The sequence below is a fragment of the Pseudomonas sp. S2_B10 genome, assembly GCF_054668425.1.
Genome location: NZ_CP162768.1, coordinates 2,533,029 through 2,551,125, shown reverse-complemented (window position 1 = coordinate 2,551,125; position 18,097 = coordinate 2,533,029). Strand labels below are relative to the sequence as shown.

The 18,097-nt window shown below is 61.1% G+C and carries 21 protein-coding genes; 8 read left to right on the top strand and 13 right to left on the bottom strand.

The genetic code is table 11. From position 1 onward, the window contains the following. Window positions 1–67: 67 nt before the first annotated feature. From rsmD to AB4O45_RS11455, 3 genes are read right to left on the bottom strand one after another with little or no spacing between them, the layout of a single operon-like run. On the bottom strand, window positions 68–670 hold the full coding sequence (rsmD, locus tag AB4O45_RS11465; protein ID WP_212617362.1) for a 16S rRNA (guanine(966)-N(2))-methyltransferase RsmD: 603 nt from the start codon (window positions 668–670) through the stop codon (window positions 68–70). Next, the gene (locus AB4O45_RS11460) at window positions 670–2,160 is read right to left on the bottom strand and encodes a pitrilysin family protein (RefSeq protein ID WP_315434611.1); all 1,491 of its coding nucleotides are present in this window, start codon (window positions 2,158–2,160) and stop codon (window positions 670–672) included. Before AB4O45_RS11460 ends, rsmD begins: the two co-directional genes overlap by 1 nt. Further along, entirely contained in the window at window positions 2,153–3,508 is a 1,356-nt protein-coding gene (locus tag AB4O45_RS11455) for a M16 family metallopeptidase (protein WP_041476824.1), read from the bottom strand. The genes AB4O45_RS11460 and AB4O45_RS11455 overlap by 8 nt, the downstream gene beginning before the upstream one ends. Before the next feature lie 344 nt (window positions 3,509–3,852). On the opposite strand from AB4O45_RS11455, the gene ftsY reads away from it, so the two are divergent. From ftsY to rpoH, 4 genes are all read left to right on the top strand, one after another. Further along, window positions 3,853–5,340, top strand: a complete 1,488-nt coding sequence (ftsY, locus tag AB4O45_RS11450) for a signal recognition particle-docking protein FtsY (protein ID WP_460161409.1) — start codon at window positions 3,853–3,855, stop codon at window positions 5,338–5,340. Further along, on the top strand, window positions 5,337–6,008 hold the full coding sequence (ftsE, locus tag AB4O45_RS11445; RefSeq protein ID WP_016772715.1) for a cell division ATP-binding protein FtsE: 672 nt from the start codon (window positions 5,337–5,339) through the stop codon (window positions 6,006–6,008). The genes ftsY and ftsE overlap by 4 nt, the downstream gene beginning before the upstream one ends. Continuing rightward, window positions 6,005–7,030, top strand: a complete 1,026-nt coding sequence (ftsX, locus tag AB4O45_RS11440; protein WP_016772716.1) for a permease-like cell division protein FtsX — start codon at window positions 6,005–6,007, stop codon at window positions 7,028–7,030. The genes ftsE and ftsX overlap by 4 nt, the downstream gene beginning before the upstream one ends. Window positions 7,031–7,145: 115 nt before the next feature. Continuing rightward, window positions 7,146–8,000 carry an RNA polymerase sigma factor RpoH gene (rpoH, locus tag AB4O45_RS11435; protein WP_016772717.1) on the top strand — a complete coding sequence of 285 codons (855 nt, stop codon included), beginning with the start codon at window positions 7,146–7,148 and terminating at the stop codon, window positions 7,998–8,000. Window positions 8,001–8,179: 179 nt separating this feature from the next. Here the strand turns inward: rpoH and mtgA are convergent, their stop codons facing one another. Continuing rightward, window positions 8,180–8,902, bottom strand: a complete 723-nt coding sequence (gene mtgA, locus AB4O45_RS11430) for a monofunctional biosynthetic peptidoglycan transglycosylase (RefSeq protein ID WP_056786362.1) — start codon at window positions 8,900–8,902, stop codon at window positions 8,180–8,182. Window positions 8,903–8,976: 74 nt separating this feature from the next. Here mtgA and AB4O45_RS11425 point away from each other — a divergent pair, with 74 nt between their 5' ends. From AB4O45_RS11425 to trmB, 4 genes are all read left to right on the top strand, one after another. Then, window positions 8,977–9,357, top strand: coding sequence for a DUF423 domain-containing protein (locus tag AB4O45_RS11425; protein WP_056786365.1), 381 nt, complete (start codon window positions 8,977–8,979; stop codon window positions 9,355–9,357). Between the two features lie 71 nt (window positions 9,358–9,428). After that, window positions 9,429–9,629, top strand: a complete 201-nt coding sequence (gene thiS, locus AB4O45_RS11420) for a sulfur carrier protein ThiS (protein ID WP_460161408.1) — start codon at window positions 9,429–9,431, stop codon at window positions 9,627–9,629. Between the two features lie 60 nt (window positions 9,630–9,689). Then, the gene (locus AB4O45_RS11415; RefSeq protein ID WP_007964131.1) at window positions 9,690–10,484 is read left to right on the top strand and encodes a thiazole synthase; all 795 of its coding nucleotides are present in this window, start codon (window positions 9,690–9,692) and stop codon (window positions 10,482–10,484) included. Between the two features lie 9 nt (window positions 10,485–10,493). Continuing rightward, on the top strand, window positions 10,494–11,219 hold the full coding sequence (trmB, locus tag AB4O45_RS11410) for a tRNA (guanosine(46)-N7)-methyltransferase TrmB (RefSeq protein WP_024014663.1): 726 nt from the start codon (window positions 10,494–10,496) through the stop codon (window positions 11,217–11,219). A 129-nt stretch (window positions 11,220–11,348) separates the two neighbouring features. On the opposite strand, the gene AB4O45_RS11405 is transcribed toward trmB, so the two are convergent. From AB4O45_RS11405 to proC, 9 genes are all read right to left on the bottom strand, one after another. Beyond that, window positions 11,349–11,897 carry an RNA 2'-phosphotransferase gene (locus AB4O45_RS11405; protein WP_095181331.1) on the bottom strand — a complete coding sequence of 183 codons (549 nt, stop codon included), beginning with the start codon at window positions 11,895–11,897 and terminating at the stop codon, window positions 11,349–11,351. A gap of 138 nt (window positions 11,898–12,035) precedes the next feature. After that, window positions 12,036–12,359 carry a DUF3392 domain-containing protein gene (locus AB4O45_RS11400; RefSeq protein ID WP_008083808.1) on the bottom strand — a complete coding sequence of 108 codons (324 nt, stop codon included), beginning with the start codon at window positions 12,357–12,359 and terminating at the stop codon, window positions 12,036–12,038. Between the two features lie 22 nt (window positions 12,360–12,381). Further along, a complete protein-coding gene (hemW, locus tag AB4O45_RS11395; RefSeq protein ID WP_460161407.1) occupies window positions 12,382–13,587 on the bottom strand; it encodes a radical SAM family heme chaperone HemW in 1,206 nt (401 codons plus the stop codon). Beyond that, window positions 13,584–14,180 (bottom strand): RdgB/HAM1 family non-canonical purine NTP pyrophosphatase, encoded by a 597-nt coding sequence (gene rdgB, locus AB4O45_RS11390; protein WP_024014661.1) that lies wholly within the window; start codon window positions 14,178–14,180, stop codon window positions 13,584–13,586. Before rdgB ends, hemW begins: the two co-directional genes overlap by 4 nt. Beyond that, window positions 14,177–14,611, bottom strand: a complete 435-nt coding sequence (locus AB4O45_RS11385; RefSeq protein WP_041476817.1) for a DUF4426 domain-containing protein — start codon at window positions 14,609–14,611, stop codon at window positions 14,177–14,179. The genes rdgB and AB4O45_RS11385 overlap by 4 nt, the downstream gene beginning before the upstream one ends. A gap of 26 nt (window positions 14,612–14,637) precedes the next feature. Next, a complete protein-coding gene (gene metW / locus AB4O45_RS11380; RefSeq protein ID WP_056786380.1) occupies window positions 14,638–15,258 on the bottom strand; it encodes a methionine biosynthesis protein MetW in 621 nt (206 codons plus the stop codon). 7 nt (window positions 15,259–15,265) lie between these two features. Further along, complete coding sequence (gene metX, locus AB4O45_RS11375) at window positions 15,266–16,405, bottom strand: homoserine O-succinyltransferase MetX (protein WP_024014658.1); 1,140 nt, start codon at window positions 16,403–16,405, stop codon at window positions 15,266–15,268. Window positions 16,406–16,659: 254 nt separating this feature from the next. Continuing rightward, the gene (locus AB4O45_RS11370; protein ID WP_016772729.1) at window positions 16,660–17,250 is read right to left on the bottom strand and encodes a YggT family protein; all 591 of its coding nucleotides are present in this window, start codon (window positions 17,248–17,250) and stop codon (window positions 16,660–16,662) included. Window positions 17,251–17,261: 11 nt separating this feature from the next. Further along, a complete protein-coding gene (proC, locus tag AB4O45_RS11365; RefSeq protein ID WP_041476815.1) occupies window positions 17,262–18,080 on the bottom strand; it encodes a pyrroline-5-carboxylate reductase in 819 nt (272 codons plus the stop codon). Window positions 18,081–18,097: the final 17 nt, after the last annotated feature.

The window sequence follows — 18,097 nt, the reverse complement described above, 5'->3', positions numbered from 1 at the left end:
TGTGGCTGACTGCGAGGCACTGGGTGCGGTAACTATCTACCGCACGCTAAAGCGCAGTGCGGATGGTTCAGGCGCTGCGCTGCCACAACGCGTAATACACACGACCGGATTTCTGTTCGCGGTGCAGGCGCCAGTTGCCCGGCAGGCCCAGCGTCGATGGCGCTGTTTCGCTTTCCGTGTAGATCCATGAATCGGCCGCGAGCCATTGGCGCTCTTCCAGCAAAGTACAAACCGCTGGCAACAGGTTCTGGTTGAACGGCGGGTCGAGGAACACCAGATCGAACGGCGTCGCGGTCTGGGTTTCCAGGTAGCGCAGCGCATCGGCAGTTTGCACCTGGCCGTTGCTGCAACGCAGGGTGCCGAGGTGCTCTTTCAGGCTGGAAACCGCAACGTTGCTGGCGTCCAGCGCCTGGGCCGTGGCCGCGCCTCGGGACAGCGCTTCGAGAAACAGCGCGCCGCTGCCGGCGAACGGGTCGAGCACTTTCGCCCCTTCGACATAGGGCGCGAGCCAGTTGAACAGGGTTTCACGCACGCGATCCGGGGTCGGGCGCAGGCCCGGTGCGTCGGGGAAGCTCAGCTTGCGGCTGCGCCACTGGCCGCCAATGATGCGCAGCTGATTGACGCCGTTGTGCACGTTTTGCACGGGTTTTTTCGGTGCTCGAGTGGCCATTAATGCTCCGGAACCCCGAGCGGTTGCTCGGCAGGTTTATCAGATGGGGCCGGTAACGGCTTTTGCGGCACGGTCGGGCCAGCGGTGACGATGACCATTTTCTCCGTGCTCAGGTGTTTGTTCAGCGCATCGCGGACCTGCTCCACAGTCAGGCTCTGCGACTGCCGCATGAAATCGTCGAGATAGCTCAGTGGCAGATTATAGAAGCCCATCGCGCCGAGCTGGCCAACGATGTCGGCGTTGCTCGCGGTGGACAGCGGGAAGCTGCCGGCCAGTTCGCGCTTGGCATCGTCGAGTTCTTTCTGTGTCGGCCCGGTTTTCAGGTAGTCGGCGAGCACGTCCTGCACCAGTTTCAGGGTGCCTTCGCTCATCTCGGCGCGGGTCTGCAGGTTGATCATGAACGGGCCACGGGCCTGCATCGGGCTGAACGCCGAATACACGCCGTAGGTCAGGCCGCGCTTCTCGCGCACTTCGCTCATCAGGCGCGTACCGAAACCACCGCCGCCGAGGATCTGGTTGCCCAGCGACAGCGCGGCGTAATCCGGATCATCGCGATCGATGCCCAGTTGCGCGAGCATCAGGTTGGTCTGTTTCGAAGGAAACTCGATGTGGTTGACACTGGCCTTCGGCTCCTGCGGCGCAGCGATCTTCGCCAGCGCCGGACCTTTCGGCAGGGCCGAGGAAACCTGATTGGCAATCGCCTCGGCTTCGGCTCGCGACAAATCACCAACCAGCGCAATCACCGCATTGCCGGCGGCGTAGGCCTTGGCATGGAACTCGCGCAATTGCGCGACGGTGATCTTCGGCACGCTTTGGGCATTGCCATCGCTGGAATGCGCGTACGGGTGATCGCCATACAGACGCTTCATCAGCTCCAGGCTGGCGAGTTTGCCGGGGTTCTGTTTCTGATATTCGAAACCGGCGAGCAGTTGGTTCTTGATGCGCGCGAAGGAATCGGCGGGGAAGGTCGGTTTGCCGACCACATCGGCGAACAGCTTCAACGCCGGTTCACGCTGCTCAGGTGCGCTCAGGCTGCGCAACGAGGCCAGCGCCATGTCCTTGAACGCACCGTTGCCGAAGTCGGCCCCGAGACCTTCAAAGCCCTGGGCGATGGCGCCGACGTCTTTGCCGGCGATGCCTTCGTTGAGCATGGCGTTGGTCAGCACCGCGAGGCCGGGCGCGTTGCCGTCCTGGCTGCTGCCAGCGGCGAAGATCAGGCGCATGTCGAACATCGGCAGCTCATGCGCTTCGACGAACAGCACTTTCGCGCCTTCAGCAGTGTTCCAGGTCTGCACATCGAGCTTGCGGCTGGCCGGGGCCTTGCCATCGAGTTCGGCCAGCGATTGCAATTTCTGGCTGGACTTGGCGTTATCCAAGGCTTCGCTGGCGTGGCTGTCAGCGCCGGGCGACAGATACACAGCCGCCGAGCCGATCACCGCGACAGCAATCAGGCCAAGCAGCATCAGGCGTGGGGTTTTGCGCTCACTCATGAGTCGTCTCCAAAGGCAGGACGTGGGCGACGCTGAGACGTTCGCGGGTGAAATACTTTTTCGCGGCGTTCTGGATGTCTTGCGGGGTCACGCTTTCCAGATCGGCCAGTTCGGTGTCCATCAGCTTCCACGACAGACCGACCGTTTCCAGTTGACCGATCGCGGTGGCCTGGCTGGTGATCGAGTCACGCTCGTAGACCAGGCCGGCGATGACTTGAGCGCGGACGCGTTCCAGCTCTTCGGCAGACGGCGCGGTGGTTTTCAGTTGCTCAAGCAGTTTCCACAAGCCGGCTTCGGCCTGGGCAATGGTCTTTTTCTTCTGCGTATTTGGCGTGGCCGACAGGGTGAACAGGCTGTCACCACGGGTGTAGGCGTCATAGTCCGACGAGCCGCCGGAGACCAGCTCTTCGCCACGTTCCAGCTGCGTCGGGATGCGCCCGCTGTAGCCGCCATCGAGCAGCGCGGAGATCAGGCGCAGGGCGTTGACCGAGCGTTTGTCTTCAGCGGTAGCAATGCTCGGCACGTTGAAGCCAAGCATCAGGCTCGGCAGTTGGGTTTGCACGCGCAGGGTGATCTGGCGTTCGCCGGGCTCGGCCAGTTCCAGCGGTTTTTTCGCCGGTGGCACGTCGCGTTTGGCGACCGGGCCGAAGTAGCGCTGGGCGAGGGTTTTCACTTCGTCCGGAGTGACGTCACCGACCACCACCAGCGTAGCGTTGTTCGGCGCGTACCAGGATTGGTACCAGTGGCGCAGTTCCTCGACTTTCATACGGTCGAGGTCAGCCATCCAGCCGATGGTCGGCGTGTGATAACCGCTGGCCGGGTAGGCCATGGCCTTGTAGCGCTCGTAGGCCTTGGACATCGGCTTGTCATCGGTGCGCAGGCGGCGCTCTTCCTTGATGACTTCGATTTCCTTGGCGAACTCGTCGGCCGGCAGGCGCAGATTGGCCATGCGGTCTGCTTCCAGCTCAAACGCCACGCCGAGGCGATCCCGGGCCAGCACCTGGTAATAAGCAGTGAAGTCGTCGCTGGTGAAAGCGTTCTCTTCGGCGCCAAGGTCGCGCAGGATCAGCGAGGCTTCGCCGGGGCCGACTTTTTCGCTGCCCTTGAACATCATGTGCTCGAGCGCGTGGGACAGACCAGTCTGGCCCGGAGTCTCGTAGCTGGAGCCGACCTTGTACCAGATCTGCGAAACGACCACCGGCGCACGATGGTCTTCGCGCACGACGACCTTGAGGCCGTTGTCGAGGGTGAATTCATGGGTCGGTTGCGGGTCGGCCGCCAAGGCCGAAAGGGGCAGGCAGACTGCGCTGAGCAGCAGGCCAGCAGCGCGGCGGGCTAGAGCATTCATTCGTTTTTCAACCTGTTGGGCTGCCCGCTTGGTCTTAGCGTCGGCGGGCGAGAGGGTGCTAGGATACTGATCCGTTTTACTGGCGGCCACGTCTATGAGGTTCTGCAACCTGATAAGGCTGAATGGGTTTGCGGCACAAGGCAGCGGTTTGGCAACCAGACCCTGCGTTTTCGCCGATTTTTGCCGGTTTAGATCATCGTAAAAACGATCCTTGAGGTGCTTTCGGTGCCTCGACAAAATGTTGCGCGTGAACAAGCTGGGTGAAACACAGTCTGTTCTGCATCGAATATTTATTTGCCGGGGCGCCCTGTTGGCGCGTCGCTACCGTGAGATAGCCGTCCTCCATGTTTGGTTCCAACGACGACAAGAAGAGCCCAGCTGCGGCTGGCGAGAAGAAAAGCCTGTTCGGATGGCTGCGGAAAAAACCGCAGGAACCCGTCGTCGAACAGCCGCCCGCGATTCCTGAACCGGCCCCCGCGCCAGCTCCTGTAATAGAAGAAGAGCCGGCGCCGATTGTGCTGCCGATCGCCGAGCCGGTGCTGCAACCGGAGGCTGAAGCCGAGCCGGAAGCGCCCGCCGCTCCCGAACTGCCGCTGACGCCCGCCGCCGAGCCGTGGCTGACCTTGCCGGTGGCAGAAGAGCCGGTCGCGCTGGTTGAAGAAGCGGCGCCACATGTGACGCCAGTGATTCCTGCGCCGGTTGCCGAGGTGCCTGCGCAGCCTGTGCCTGAACCGGTTGTCGAGCCTGCGCCGGTCATTTCTGAACCCGCCGCCCCGGTTGTCCCGCCGTCGGAGCCTGCACCGATTGCCGCTGCGCCGGTTGTCGCTCCGGTCGCTCCGGTCGTGCCGGTCGAAGTCCCTGTAGAAGCGCCAGTCGAAACCCCGCGCACCGAAGAAACCAAAGCCGGTTTCTTCGCCCGCCTCAAGCAAGGCCTGTCGAAGACCAGCGCCAGCATCGGCGAGGGCATGGCCAGCCTGTTCCTCGGGCGCAAGACCATCGACGATGACCTGCTCGACGACCTCGAAACCCGTCTGCTCACCGCCGACGTCGGTGTCGAGGCTACGACGCAGATCATCCAGCGCCTGACCCAGAAGGTTGCACGCAAGGAACTGGCAGACGCCGACGCCCTGTACAAATCCCTGCAGGCCGAACTGGCCGCAATGCTCAAACCGGTCGAACAACCGCTGAAAATCGCCTCGCAGAACAAGCCGTTCGTGATTCTGGTGGTCGGCGTCAACGGCGCCGGCAAAACCACCACCATCGGCAAACTGGCGAAGAAGCTGCAACTGGAAGGCAAGAAAGTCATGCTCGCCGCTGGTGACACCTTCCGTGCTGCGGCGGTAGAGCAATTGCAGGTCTGGGGCGAGCGCAACAAGATTCCGGTGATCGCTCAGCACACCGGCGCCGATTCCGCTTCGGTGATCTTCGACGCCGTGCAAGCGGCCAAGGCCCGTGGCATCGACGTGCTGATCGCTGACACCGCCGGTCGTCTGCACACCAAAGACAACCTGATGGAAGAACTGAAAAAGGTTCGCCGGGTGATCGGCAAGCTCGACGCCGACGCGCCGCATGAAGTGCTGCTGGTGCTCGACGCCGGTACTGGCCAGAACGCGATCAACCAGGCCAAGCAGTTCAATCAGACCGTCGAACTGACCGGCCTGGCGCTGACCAAACTCGATGGCACTGCCAAGGGCGGGGTGATTTTCGCCCTGGCCAAGCAATTCGGCCTGCCGATTCGCTACATCGGCGTCGGTGAAGGCATCAACGATTTGCGTACCTTTGAAGCCGAACCCTTTGTCCAAGCACTGTTTGCCGAGCGGGAGCGTTCATGATTCGTTTCGAACAGGTCGGTAAACGCTACCCGAACGGTCACGTCGGCTTGCATGAGCTGAGCTTTCGAGTCCGTCGTGGCGAATTCTTGTTTGTCACCGGCCACTCCGGTGCCGGTAAATCCACGCTGTTGCGCCTGTTGCTGGCAATGGAACGGCCGACCAGCGGCAAATTGCTGCTCGCCGGGCAAGACCTGAGCACTATCAGCAATGCGCAGATTCCATTTCTGCGTCGGCAGATCGGCGTGGTGTTCCAGAATCACCAGTTGTTGTTCGATCGCACGGTGTTCAACAACGTCGCCTTGCCGCTGCAGATCCTCGGCCTGTCCAAGGTCGAGATCGCCAAGCGCGTCGATTCGGCGCTGGAGCGCGTGGCGCTGTCGGATAAATCCGATCTGTACCCGGGCGACCTGTCCACCGGTCAGCAACAGCGCGTCGGCATTGCCCGCGCCATCGTCCACCGCCCGGCCTTGCTGCTGGCGGACGAACCGACCGGTAACCTCGACCCGCGTCTGGCCGCCGAAATCATGGGCGTGTTCGAAGACATCAACCGTTTGGGCACCAGCGTACTGATCGCCAGTCACGACCTGGCACTGATCGCGCGCATGCGTCATCGCATGCTGACCCTGCAACGCGGCCGCCTCATCGGCGACGGGGAGGCCGGGGTATGAGTGCGACACGCAGTCCGAAGGTTTCCGAGCGCGTGGCCCCGAAGGCCGCCGATCCGCAACCGCAGAAAAAGAAAAAGCACGACGATGACGACGGCCCGGACTTCGCCACGCTGTTTCGCGCCTGGATCGAAAGCCATCGCGCCAGCCTGCTCGACAGCCTGCGCCGTCTCGGCAAACAGCCGATCGGCAGCTTCTTCACCTGCATGGTGATGGCCGTGGCGTTGAGTCTGCCGATGGGGCTTTCGCTGTTGCTCAATAACGTCGAACGTCTCGGCGGTTCCTGGCAGCGCGCGGCGCAGATTTCCCTGTACCTGCAACTCGACGCCAGCCCGGAACAAGGCGAAGCGCTGCGTGAGCAGATCAAAGGCATGCCGGGCGTCGCTGATGCCGAATATGTCGGCCGCGATCAGGCGCTGGAAGAGTTCCAGCAGCAATCCGGCCTGGGCGAAGCCCTGCGTGAGCTGCCTGACAACCCTTTGCCGGGTGTGGTGCTGGTGACACCGAACGAAGTCGACAAGCCGACACTCGAAGCATTAAGACAAAAACTTTCCGAGCTGCCGAAGGTACAACAGGCGCAACTTGATCTAGTCTGGGTCGAGCGTCTGGCCGCCATCCTCAAGCTTGGCGACCGCTTTGTCTTCGGTCTGACGGTGCTTTTGGTGTCTGCATTACTTTTGGTGATAGGCAATACCATTCGTCTTCATATTGAAAACCGCCGCACCGAGATAGAAGTGATTAAACTCGTCGGCGGCACTGACAGTTATGTGCGTCGTCCTTTCCTTTATATGGGCGCGTTGTATGGCTTCGGTGCAGGGCTGTTGTCCTGGGGCGTATTGGCGTTCGGCCTCAACTGGCTGAACGATGCGGTGGTCGGACTGGCCGGCTTGTACGGCAGTGATTTCGCCCTGGCCGGTGTGCCAGTGGCCGACGGTCTGTCGCTCTTGCTTGGCGCGGTGCTGTTGGGTTATATCGGTGCATGGATTGCAGTCGCACGTCATCTCAGGGAGCTGGCGCCGAAGTAGAATCTTTTTTGCGCGTGATTGACCTTGCGGTTTTTATGGGAACTTGTACCTGAGTTCCCGGTCAATTTTTCGCAGTGCCGAGAGGCACGAGTATGTGAGTGGGAGGTTTTTTCGTATGACCAATTCTTTGCAACCTGCGTATGCGTTGGTTCCGGGTGCGAACCTGGAAGCCTACGTGCACACCGTCAACAGCATTCCATTGCTGACGCCGGAGCAGGAGCGTGAACTGGCCGAGAGTCTCTACTATGAGCAGGATTTGGGGGCGGCTCGGCAGATGGTGCTCGCCCACCTGCGTTTTGTCGTACACATTGCCCGTAGCTATTCCGGCTACGGTCTGGCTCAGGCTGACCTGATCCAGGAAGGCAACGTCGGCCTGATGAAGGCCGTCAAGCGCTTCAACCCGGAAATGGGAGTGCGTCTGGTGTCGTTCGCCGTGCACTGGATCAAGGCGGAAATTCACGAGTTCATCCTGCGCAACTGGCGCATTGTGAAAGTCGCGACCACCAAGGCCCAGCGCAAGCTGTTCTTCAACCTGCGCAGCCAGAAGAAGCGCCTGGCGTGGCTGAACAACGAGGAAGTCCACCGTGTGGCGGAAAGCCTCGGCGTCGAACCACGTGAAGTGCGCGAGATGGAAAGTCGTCTGACCGGTCACGACATGGCCTTCGACCCGGCTGCCGAAGCCGACGACGACAGTGCTTTCCAGTCTCCAGCCAACTACCTGGAAGACCACCGGTACGACCCGGCGCGTCAACTGGAAGATGCCGACTGGAGCGACAACTCCAACACCAACCTGCACGAAGCACTGGAAGTGCTGGACGAGCGCAGCCGTGACATCCTCTACCAGCGCTGGCTGGCGGAAGAGAAAGCCACGCTGCACGACCTGGCGCAGAAGTACAACGTGTCGGCCGAGCGAATCCGTCAGCTCGAAAAGAGCGCGATGAACAAGCTCAAGTTGTCGATCGCCGCTTAACTGGCGAATCCGCAATAAAAAACGCCCCGATCAGCGATGATCGGGGCGTTTTCATTTCTGTTTCAACACAAATCCCTGTGGGAGCGAGCCCGCTCGCGAAAGCGGTTTATCAGTGCCATCAATGCAAGCTGACACACCGCTTTCGCGAGCAGGCTCGCTCCCACATTGGAATTTCGGTGTTATTCAGCCCAAGGCGCCCGCCGCGAATCGTTCAGCCCGAGCAAGTAACTGTCTCCGCCCAACTGACTCATCTGCTGCCGAATCCACCCAGCCCGGCGCGATACATAACCGGTCGGATGACTCGCGCTCCACACCCGTGGATTGGGCAGTACGGCAGCCAGATAACTCGCCTGCTGGCGCGACAACGACTTTGCGCTCACACCAAAGTGATGGCGGGCCGCCGCTTCAGCGCCAAATACGCCGTCATCCCACTCGACGCTGTTCAGGTACACCTCGAGAATTCGCTGCTTGGGCCAGAACACCTCGATCAGCGCGGTAAACCACGCCTCCAGGCCTTTGCGCAGATAACTGCGGCCCGACCACAGAAAGAGGTTTTTCGACACCTGTTGGCTCAAGGTGCTGGCACCGCGAATCGAACCGCCCAGTTCGTTGTGGGCCAGAGCAGCCTGAATCGCGCGCAGATCGAAACCCCAGTGCTCAGGGAATTTCTGGTCTTCGCCGGCAATCACCGCCACTTTCAGGTCATCGGAGATCTCGTTCCACGGTTTCCAGCTGCGCTGCAGGTCAATCGGCTCGCCGTCGACCCAGGATTCGACCTTGCGCTCGACCATCAACGCCGTGCCCGGCGGTGGCACAAAGCGAAACACCAGCACCAGCAAGACACTGCCGCCGGCGAACCAGAGCAGGGCCTTCGTGAGACGACGGAAAATTGAACGCAGCATAGAGATGGCTTGGCCGAACCCGTGGAGCGGGCCATTATACAGACCCTGCCGATGGCGTCTGACTGGAGTTCCCCATGCTGCGTGGCTTTTTGATGCTGGCTGCTTTTTTCGGATTCACCGGTGTTGCGCTGGGCGCGTTTGCCGCCCACGGCCTGAAAAACCGTCTGACGCCGGAATACCTGACGATCTTCCACACTGGCGTCACCTACCAACTGGTGCACACGCTCGCACTGTTCGGCGTTGCGCTGCTGGCCACGCAGATTCCAGGGCGGCTGGTCACTTGGGCCGGCGTGTCCTTCACCGTCGGCATTGTGTTGTTCTCCGGCAGCCTGTATCTGCTGACCACCACCGGCATCAGCAAGCTCGGCATCATTACCCCTTTTGGTGGCCTCGCGTTTCTCATCGGTTGGGTTTGCCTCGGCCTCGCCGCCTGGCGCTTGCAGCTAACCGCTTGACGCTTGGTACTGACCTTTAGGTCATGATCGGGCTAGAATGCCAGCCCCTAAAAATGATGGCGGCGTTGTGCATGCGCATTCAGTTGAACGGTGAGTCCTTTGAACTGCCCGACGGTGAAACCGTTGCGGGCCTGATCACCCGTCTGGATCTGGCCGGACGTCGGCTGGCGGTCGAGCTCAATCTGGACATCGTCCCGCGCAGCCAGCATGCCGACACTACGTTGAACGACGGCGACAACGTCGAAGTGGTCCACGCCATCGGTGGCGGCTGATCGCCCGGCCCGCAAGGGCACAGAATTCTGCAAGACCCTCACCCTTAAAGAGGATTCCCCATGAGCATCGTTCGTAGCGACAAGCCTTTTGTGCTGGCCGGTCGTACTTACCAGTCGCGTTTGCTGGTCGGTACCGGCAAGTACCGTGACATGGAAGAAACCCGCCAGGCCATCGAAGCCTCGGGTGCCGAGATCGTCACCTTCGCCGTACGCCGCACCAACCTGGGCCAGATCGAAGGCGAGCCGAACCTGCTTGAAGTGTTGTCGCCGGATCGCTACACCTTCCTGCCGAACACTGCCGGTTGCTACGACGCCATCGAAGCCGTGCGCACCTGCCGCCTGGCGCGTGAACTGCTCGACGGCCACAATCTGGTGAAGCTGGAAGTGCTGGCCGACCAGAAGACCCTGTTCCCCAACGTGATCGAAACCCTCAAGGCCGCCGAAACCCTGGTCAAGGAAGGCTTCGACGTGATGGTCTACACCAGCGATGACCCGATCATCGCCCGGCAACTGGCGGAAATCGGCTGCATCGCCGTGATGCCGCTGGCCGGTCTGATCGGCTCCGGTCTGGGCATCTGCAATCCGTACAACCTGCAGATCATCCTCGAAGAAGCCAAGATCCCGGTGCTGGTGGATGCCGGTGTCGGTACCGCTTCCGACGCGACCATCGCGATGGAGCTGGGTTGCGACGCCGTACTGATGAACTCGGCCATCGCCCACGCCCAGCAACCGGTCATGATGGCGCAAGCCATGCAGCACGCCATCGTCGCCGGTCGCCTGGCGTACCTCGCCGGCCGCATGCCGAAAAAACTCTATGCCAGCGCCTCTTCGCCGCTGGATGGTCTGATCAAGTAAGAGCCATTGATGACTGAATCGAACGACACGCCTGTCCAGCCGGACGAAGGCGACGAGCGCCAACACCGCCGCATCAAGAGCTTCGTGATGCGCGCCGGGCGCATGACCGAAGGCCAGCAACGCGGCCTGGACCAGGGCGCGCCGCTGTACGTGCTGCCGCTGGCCGATGCGCCGGTCGATTACGACCAGGTGTTCGGCCGCTCGGCGCCGCGCTCGCTGGAAATCGGTTTCGGCATGGGCCACTCGCTGCTGGAAATGGCCGCTGCTGCTCCAGAGCAGGATTTCATCGGTGTTGAAGTACACCGTCCGGGTGTCGGCGCGCTGCTCAATGGCGTGCTGACCCAAGGGCTGACCAACCTGCGGGTCTACGATTGCGACGCGATCGAAGTGCTCAACCGCTGCATCGCCGACAACAGCCTCGATCGCCTGATGCTGTTTTTCCCGGATCCGTGGCACAAGAGCCGCCACCACAAGCGACGCATCGTCCAGGCCTCGTTCGCCGAACTGGTGCGCAGCAAGTTGAAGGTTGGCGGCATTCTGCACATGGCCACCGACTGGGAACCGTACGCCGAGTACATGCTGGAAGTGATGAACGTCGCCCCCGGCTACCGCAACCTTGCCGAAGACGGCAAATGCGTCCCACGCCCGGCCGAACGCCCGATCACCAAGTTCGAACGCCGCGGCGAACGTCTTGGCCATGGCGTGTGGGATCTGAAGTTCGAAAAGATCGCTTAAGCATCACGCAATAAAAACTGTGGGAGCGAGCCTGCCCGCGAAAGCGGTCTGACAATCAACGATGATGTTGGATGTCATGACGCCTTCGCGAGCAGGCTCGCTCCCACATTTGTTTTGTGTATGAGGAGATTACAGGGGGGCAAGAAATCGAGCGGGCACCTGCTCTGTCAACCAGACGCCATTTTCGGCCTGATAGAACTTGAAGCCCTGTTCTTCCATCTGCTTCGCGGCAACCTTCAGAACGACTGGCGTTCCGTAGCGTTGACCCACGGCCGACGCGGTGGCGATCTCGTCGGACAGATGCACCTGATGGCGTTGTCCTGGAATCAAGCCTTGTTCGTGGATCGAGTCGAGAAAACGCGTCGCTGTTCCGTGGTAGAGCGTTTGCGGTGGCTGTTTCTGCTCGAATTGCAGATCAACGCTTTTCGTCGAGTGGCCTTGAACAGCGCGTATACAGTGGCCATCAGCGGAAATCGTAAAACGCTTCTTGTCACTGCTGGTCACGACGTTTTCAATCAGCTCACGACTTAAATGCCTGCCATCACGCGCCGCGCCGCTGATCAGTGCTTCGATATTTGCCCAGCCTTCCGAATTCAGATTCAGTCCGATCGCCTGAGGCTCGTGACGCAACACGAAGCTAAGAAATTTGCTCGTCTCATCCAGTAGTTTTTTACTCATGAACTTCCCTTTCATTGCGATCAACTGTGGGAGTGAGCCTGCTCGCGATTGCGGACTGACAGTCACCGAAGAGGTTGAATGTCAGACCACTATCGCGAGCAGGCTCACTCCTACATTCGTTTTGGGTGTGCCGAAAGATCAGCGGCGATCAGCAACCACGCCGATCAGCACCAGTACCACCAGCAGCACCGGCGCCAGGCTGTAGTTGTTGAACTGGCTCAGGCCTTTGATCACCCATGGCGTGGCGTAGATCAGCGCGGCGCCGCTGCCGATCAGGCAGAGCAGGGCCATCAGGGGCACGCGCAGGGCGCCGGCGATGCTGCCCAGGCGTTGCTCGACCCAGCCTTTGAAGTCAGCGCCGAACAGCACCAGCAGGCAACCGACCAGCGCCAGGGCGATTTCCGAGAGATTGCTGCGGCTCCAGCGGGAGACGGTGGCCAGCAGGTCGAGTATCAAATCCATGCGTTTTCCCTTTGAGCTGAAGTCAGTTCAGAAATTGTTGCAGCAAATCGTTGAGGAACAGTTGGCCGCGTTCGGTCGCCGCCAGGCGTGACGGTTCGACCTGCAACAGGCCGCTTTGTTCGGCCTCGCGCCGGCCTTCGGCGAGGGTGTCCAGCGACAGGCCGGTGCGTTCCGGATACAGGCGCGATTCGACCCCGGCAGTCAGGCGCAGGGCGTTCATCAGGAACTCGAACGGCATCTCGTCATTGCTCAGGGATTTCTCGCCGGCCTGAAAGCTTTTCGCCGGGTTCAGATAATCCTTCGGCAGGCGGGTTTTCCATGTGCGCACGATGCGCCCGTCCGGGTGGCTCAACTTGCCATGGGCGCCGGCGCCGATGCCGATGAAGTCGCCGAAGCTCCAGTAATTGAGGTTATGCCGCGCAGGGCGACCGGCCTGGGCATACGCCGACACTTCGTACTGCGCGTAACCGTGCTCGGCCAGCAGCGCCTGGCCGGCTTCCTGAATGTCCCACAGCGTGTCGTCTTCCGGCAGCACTGGCGGCTGATTCCAGAACACCGTATTGGGCTCCAGCGTCAGTTGATACCAGGAAATGTGCGTCGGTTTCAGCGCAATGGCTTGGCGCAGATCGCTCAGGGCATCGTCCAGCGACTGATCGGGCAAACCGTGCATCAAGTCCAGGTTGAAGTTATCGAACCCTGCCTGTCGCGCCATGCCCGCCGCACGCACGGCTTCGTCACCGTTGTGGATGCGGCCAAGGGCCTCAAGCTTCTCCTGCTGAAAGCTCTGGATACCGATCGATAGCCGGTTGATCCCCAGCTTGCGATAGGCGACAAACTTCTCTTGCTCGAAGGTGCCTGGATTGGCCTCAAGGGTGATTTCGATGTCGGCGGCGAACGGGATGCGCTGTTCGACGCCCTTCAGCAAACGCCCGAGGGCTTCGGCGCTGAACAGGCTCGGCGTCCCGCCACCGAAGAAAATCGAAGTCAGCTCACGGCCATACACCGCATGCAGATCCTGATCGAGATCGGCCAGCAGCGCGTCGACGTATTCCTGCTCCGGCAGCATCGGGCTGGCGGTGTGCGAGTTGAAATCGCAATACGGGCATTTGCGCACACACCACGGGATGTGGATGTACAGCGCCAGGGGCGGCAGGGTTGGCAGCGGCGCCCGAGGCGAGGACGCGGCGCCGCCGATAATCAGCGACGACGCGGAAGAATCAGTGGTCATTTCAAGCCCAGACGCTGGCGCAGCAGATCCATTGCACGGGCGCGGTGGCTGATCTGGTTCTTGTCGGCCGGGCTCAGTTCGGCGCTGGAGCAGTCGCGCTCCGGCACCCAGAACAGTGGGTCATAACCGAAGCCGTGCTCGCCGCTGGCAGCGGTGAGGATGCGCCCGTGCCACAGGCCTTCGCAGAGAATCGGCAGCGGATCATCGGCGTGGCGCACCAGTGCCAATACGCAGACGAACTGCGCGCCGCGCTCGGCTTGCGGTACGTCCTTCAGCGCATCGAGCAGTTTGGCGTTGTTCGCCGCATCGCCCTGGCCGTCGGCGTAACGCGCCGAGTAGATACCCGGCGCACCGCCAAGGAAATCCACCGCCAGCCCGGAATCATCGGCCAGTGCCGGCAGTCCGGAAATACGCGCGGCGTTGCGGGCCTTGAGGATCGCGTTCTCGACGAACGACAGGCCGGTTTCTTCCGGCTCGACCTTGCTCCATTCGCCAATCGAACGCAGTTGCACCGAGTCGCCGAGCATGGCCTGAAGTTCTTTGAGTTTGCCGGCGTTATGGCTGGCCAGTACGAGCTGCTTGATGTTCATCATTCGCCGGGAAAGAGTTCTTGGTTGAAATTGATAGTGTTGATCTTGTCGCCGTTCTGCACCTTGATTTCAAAGGTGCGGGTTTCCTGCTGCGGCACCGGGTACTGGGCGATGTAGTAGATCGCGCCCTGTTCGGTGACCTGGCGGAATTTCAGCGGCACGCTGTTGCTGGTCAGGTCCTTGATCGTGCCGGTGACGCTGGCGATCACCGGTTTGCCGTCCTTGACCACCGAAACATTGATCACGCCCTGGTTCTTGCTGCGGATCAGCTCGGCAGCCTTGGCGATGTCCGGTTGCAGGAACGTCGAGTTGAAGGTGTTGTAGTGCACCGTGATGTCGCCGAAGGTTTCCTTGCGCTCACCTTTGATGACGTCCGCCGCCATGGTGCTGGCGCTCAGGCAGGCGGTGAATAACAGCAACGCTAGACGGCTCATGTTCGTGCTCCTTCAAATGCCCTGGCTCAGACCGCGACTCGGGCGTCCGCCAACTGCGGACTGCTGACGCGGTAGATACCGATTTCACCTAACAGATTAGGCCATAGCTTACTGGCCCACCCGTGGCGGTGCTGTTGATCCACGGCAAGCCGATCAATGACCTTGGCGTCACGTTCGCGGCACAACTCTTCGAAGTCCTCGAAGGTGCAGAAGTGAATGTTCGGCGTGTTGTACCAGGTGTAAGGCAGGAATTCCGAGACCGGCATGCGGCCCTTGCTCGCCAGATACCAGCGGCAGCGCCAGTGGCCGAAGTTGGGGAAGGTAATGATGCACTGGCGACCGACCCGAAGCATTTCGTCGAGGATCTTGTCCGGGTAATGCACCGCTTGCAGGGCCTGGGTCATGACGACGATGTCGAAACTGTTGCTGGCAAAATTGCCCAGGCCTTTGTCCAGATCCTGCTCGATGACGTTGATGCCCTTGGCCACGCACTCGGCGATGTTGTCGGCGTCGTTTTCCAGGCCATAACCGGTGACGTTCTTGTTGTCGCGCAGCCAGGTCAGCAGCTCGCCGTCACCGCAACCCAGGTCTAGGACGCGGCTGCCGGCGGGGATCCATTCCTGGATGATTTCCAGATCAGCTCTCATGGCTTTCTCACAACGAAATGCGGTTCATGTAATTGCCGAACGCCTGCAAATAACGCGGGATCGGAATCAGGAAGGCGTCGTGGCCCTGCGGTGCGTCAATTTCCAGATAACTGACGTCCTTGCGCGCGGCCATCAGCGCATCCACCAGTTCCCGCGAGCGCGCCGGGGAGAAGCGCCAGTCGGTGGTGAACGACATCACGCAGAACTTGGCCGTGGCGTTTTCGAAGGTTTTCGCCAGATCATCGTCGAAGTTCGCCGCCGGATCGAAGTAGTCCAGCGCTTTTGTCATCAACAGATAAGTGTTGGCATCGAAGCGCCCGGAGAACTCTTCGCCCTGATAACGCAGGTAGCTTTCGACCTGGAACTCGACACTGTGGAAGTCGTAGTTGAGCTTTTCGCTCTTCAGGCCACGGCCGAATTTCTCACCCATGGAGTCGTCGGACAGATAGGTGATGTGGCCGACCATGCGCGCGAGCATCAGCCCGCGCTTGGGGATCACGCCGGCTTCCTGGAACGAACCGCCGTGGAATTCCGGATCGGTGAGGATCGCCTGGCGCGCGACTTCGTTGAAGGCGATGTTCTGCGCCGACAGTTTTGGTGCCGAGGCGATGGCCAGGCAGTGCCGCACGCGATCCGGGTAGGTGATGGTCCATTGCAACGCCTGCATGCCGCCGAGGCTGCCGCCGATCACCGCCGCCCACTGGCCGATGCCGAGCAGGTCAGCCAGGCGCGCCTGGCTGTGCACCCAGTCTTCGACGGTGAGCACCGGGAAGTCGGCGCCGAACGGCTTGCCGGTCTCCGGGTTGATACTGCTCGGGCCGGTGGAGCCGTTGCAGCCGCCGAGGTTGTTCAGGCTGACCACAAAGAACTTGTTGGTGTCGATCGGCTTGCCGGGGCCGATGCAGCTGTCCCACCAACCGGGCTTGCGGTCGTCGACGCTGTGATAACCAGCGGCGTGATGATGACCGGATAAGGCGTGGCAGATCAGCACGGCGTTGCTCGCCTGGGCGTTCAGCGTGCCGTAGGTTTCATAAATCAGATCATAAGCGGCCAGGGAACGCCCACAGGCCAGCGTCAGCGGTTCGCTGAAATGCGCGGTTTGCGGCGTTACCAGACCAACAGAATCGGCGGGAAAGGCAGTTGGCATCGACCCTGCTCTCGTTGAAATGAGGCGTAAGTCTAAAGACCGGGTGGGTTAGCGGCAAGCAGCCCTCACCCTAACCCTCTCCCAGAGGGAGAGGGGACTGACCAAGGTGTTCTGTCGAACTGCGCCGACCTGATAATTGCGAGTCGAACTCCAATCTTGAGCTCAACACAAATCGGCTCCCTCTCCCTTGGGAGAGGGCTGGGGTGAGGGGCGCAGACGACGCCATATCAAGCCGAGCGCCAATCCCTCTCACCTCACATCAGCAAGCGCAGGATTTCCGGCATCATCGTCATCGCCGCCAGATTGTTGATCACCAGCATGTCGATCAATTTCAGCGCAAGGAAAGCGAAGATCGGCGACAGATCCAGGCCGCCGAGGTTCGGCAGGAAGCGGCGGAACGGTGCCAGCGCCGGTTCGCAGATCTGGTTGACCAGTTCAGCACCCGGATTGTGGCTGCCCGGTGCGACCCACGACAGAATCACGCTGATGATCAGAGCGAAGAAGAAGATCTTCAGGAACAGTGCAGTGACGCCGATCAGCGACCAGATCACCAGTTGCAGCGGATTGCCAGTGGTGCCGTAGGTCAGCAGCAGGGTCAGCGCCATCAGCAGCAGTTGCACCAGAATCGCCAGCACCAGCGACGACATGTCGAGGCCGAACAGGCTCGGGATGATCCGGCGCAAAGGCTTGAGCAGCGGCTGGGTGGCCTTGACCACGAACTGGCACAGCGGGTTATAGAAGTTCGCCCGCACCAGTTGCAGGACGAAGCGCAGCAGCACGATCAGCAGGTACAGGCTGCCGAGGGTTTGCAGCACGTAAACCGCTGCGGTGTTCAATCCGATCATGTAAGGCTCCTTTATTTGCCCAGTTGTTCGGCCATTTCGGCCGAGCGGTGCGCGGCGGCGCCGAGTGCGGTTTCAACCAGCGCTTCGAAGCCGCCAGCCTGGAATGATTTGATCGCAGCTTCCGTGGTGCCATTCGGCGAGGTCACGCGGCGGCGCAGTTCGGCTGCATCGACATCGCTGGACACCGCCATGTGCGCGGCGCCCAGAGCAGTCTGCACGGTCAGTTGCTCAGCGATCTCTTTTGGCAGGCCAAGTTTGACGCCGGCGGCGGTCATCGCTTCGATCAGCAGGAAGAAGTACGCCGGGCCGGAGCCGGACACTGCGGTGACTGCGTCCAGTTGCTGTTCTTCTTCCAGCCACAGGGCGATGCCGACGGCGGACAGCAGCTCTTCGGCTTGCTGACGCTGCTCGGCGGTTACTTCGCTGGTCGCGTACAAACCGCTGACACCCTGACGCAGCAGCGCCGGGGTGTTCGGCATGCAGCGCACGATTGGCTGTTCGCCGAGCCACGCGGTCATGCTCGCGCAGGTAATGCCGGCGGCGATCGACACCACCAGTTGATTCGGTTTCAGGCTTGGGCGAATCGCCTCGCACACGGCTTTCATCGCCTGTGGCTTGACCGCCAGCACGATGACATCGACGCCGTCGATGGCCTGGGCGTTGTCAGCGAAGGTTTCGATGCCGTGTTCGGCGCTGACCTTGGCACGGGTGTCTTCGCCCGGATCGCTGGCGCGGATCTGCGCCGCTTCCAGACCTTTGGCGCGCAAGCCGCCAATCAGACTGGCCGCCATGTTGCCCGCACCGATAAACGCAATACGTGTGTTGCTCATGTGTGGTCCTTATCTGG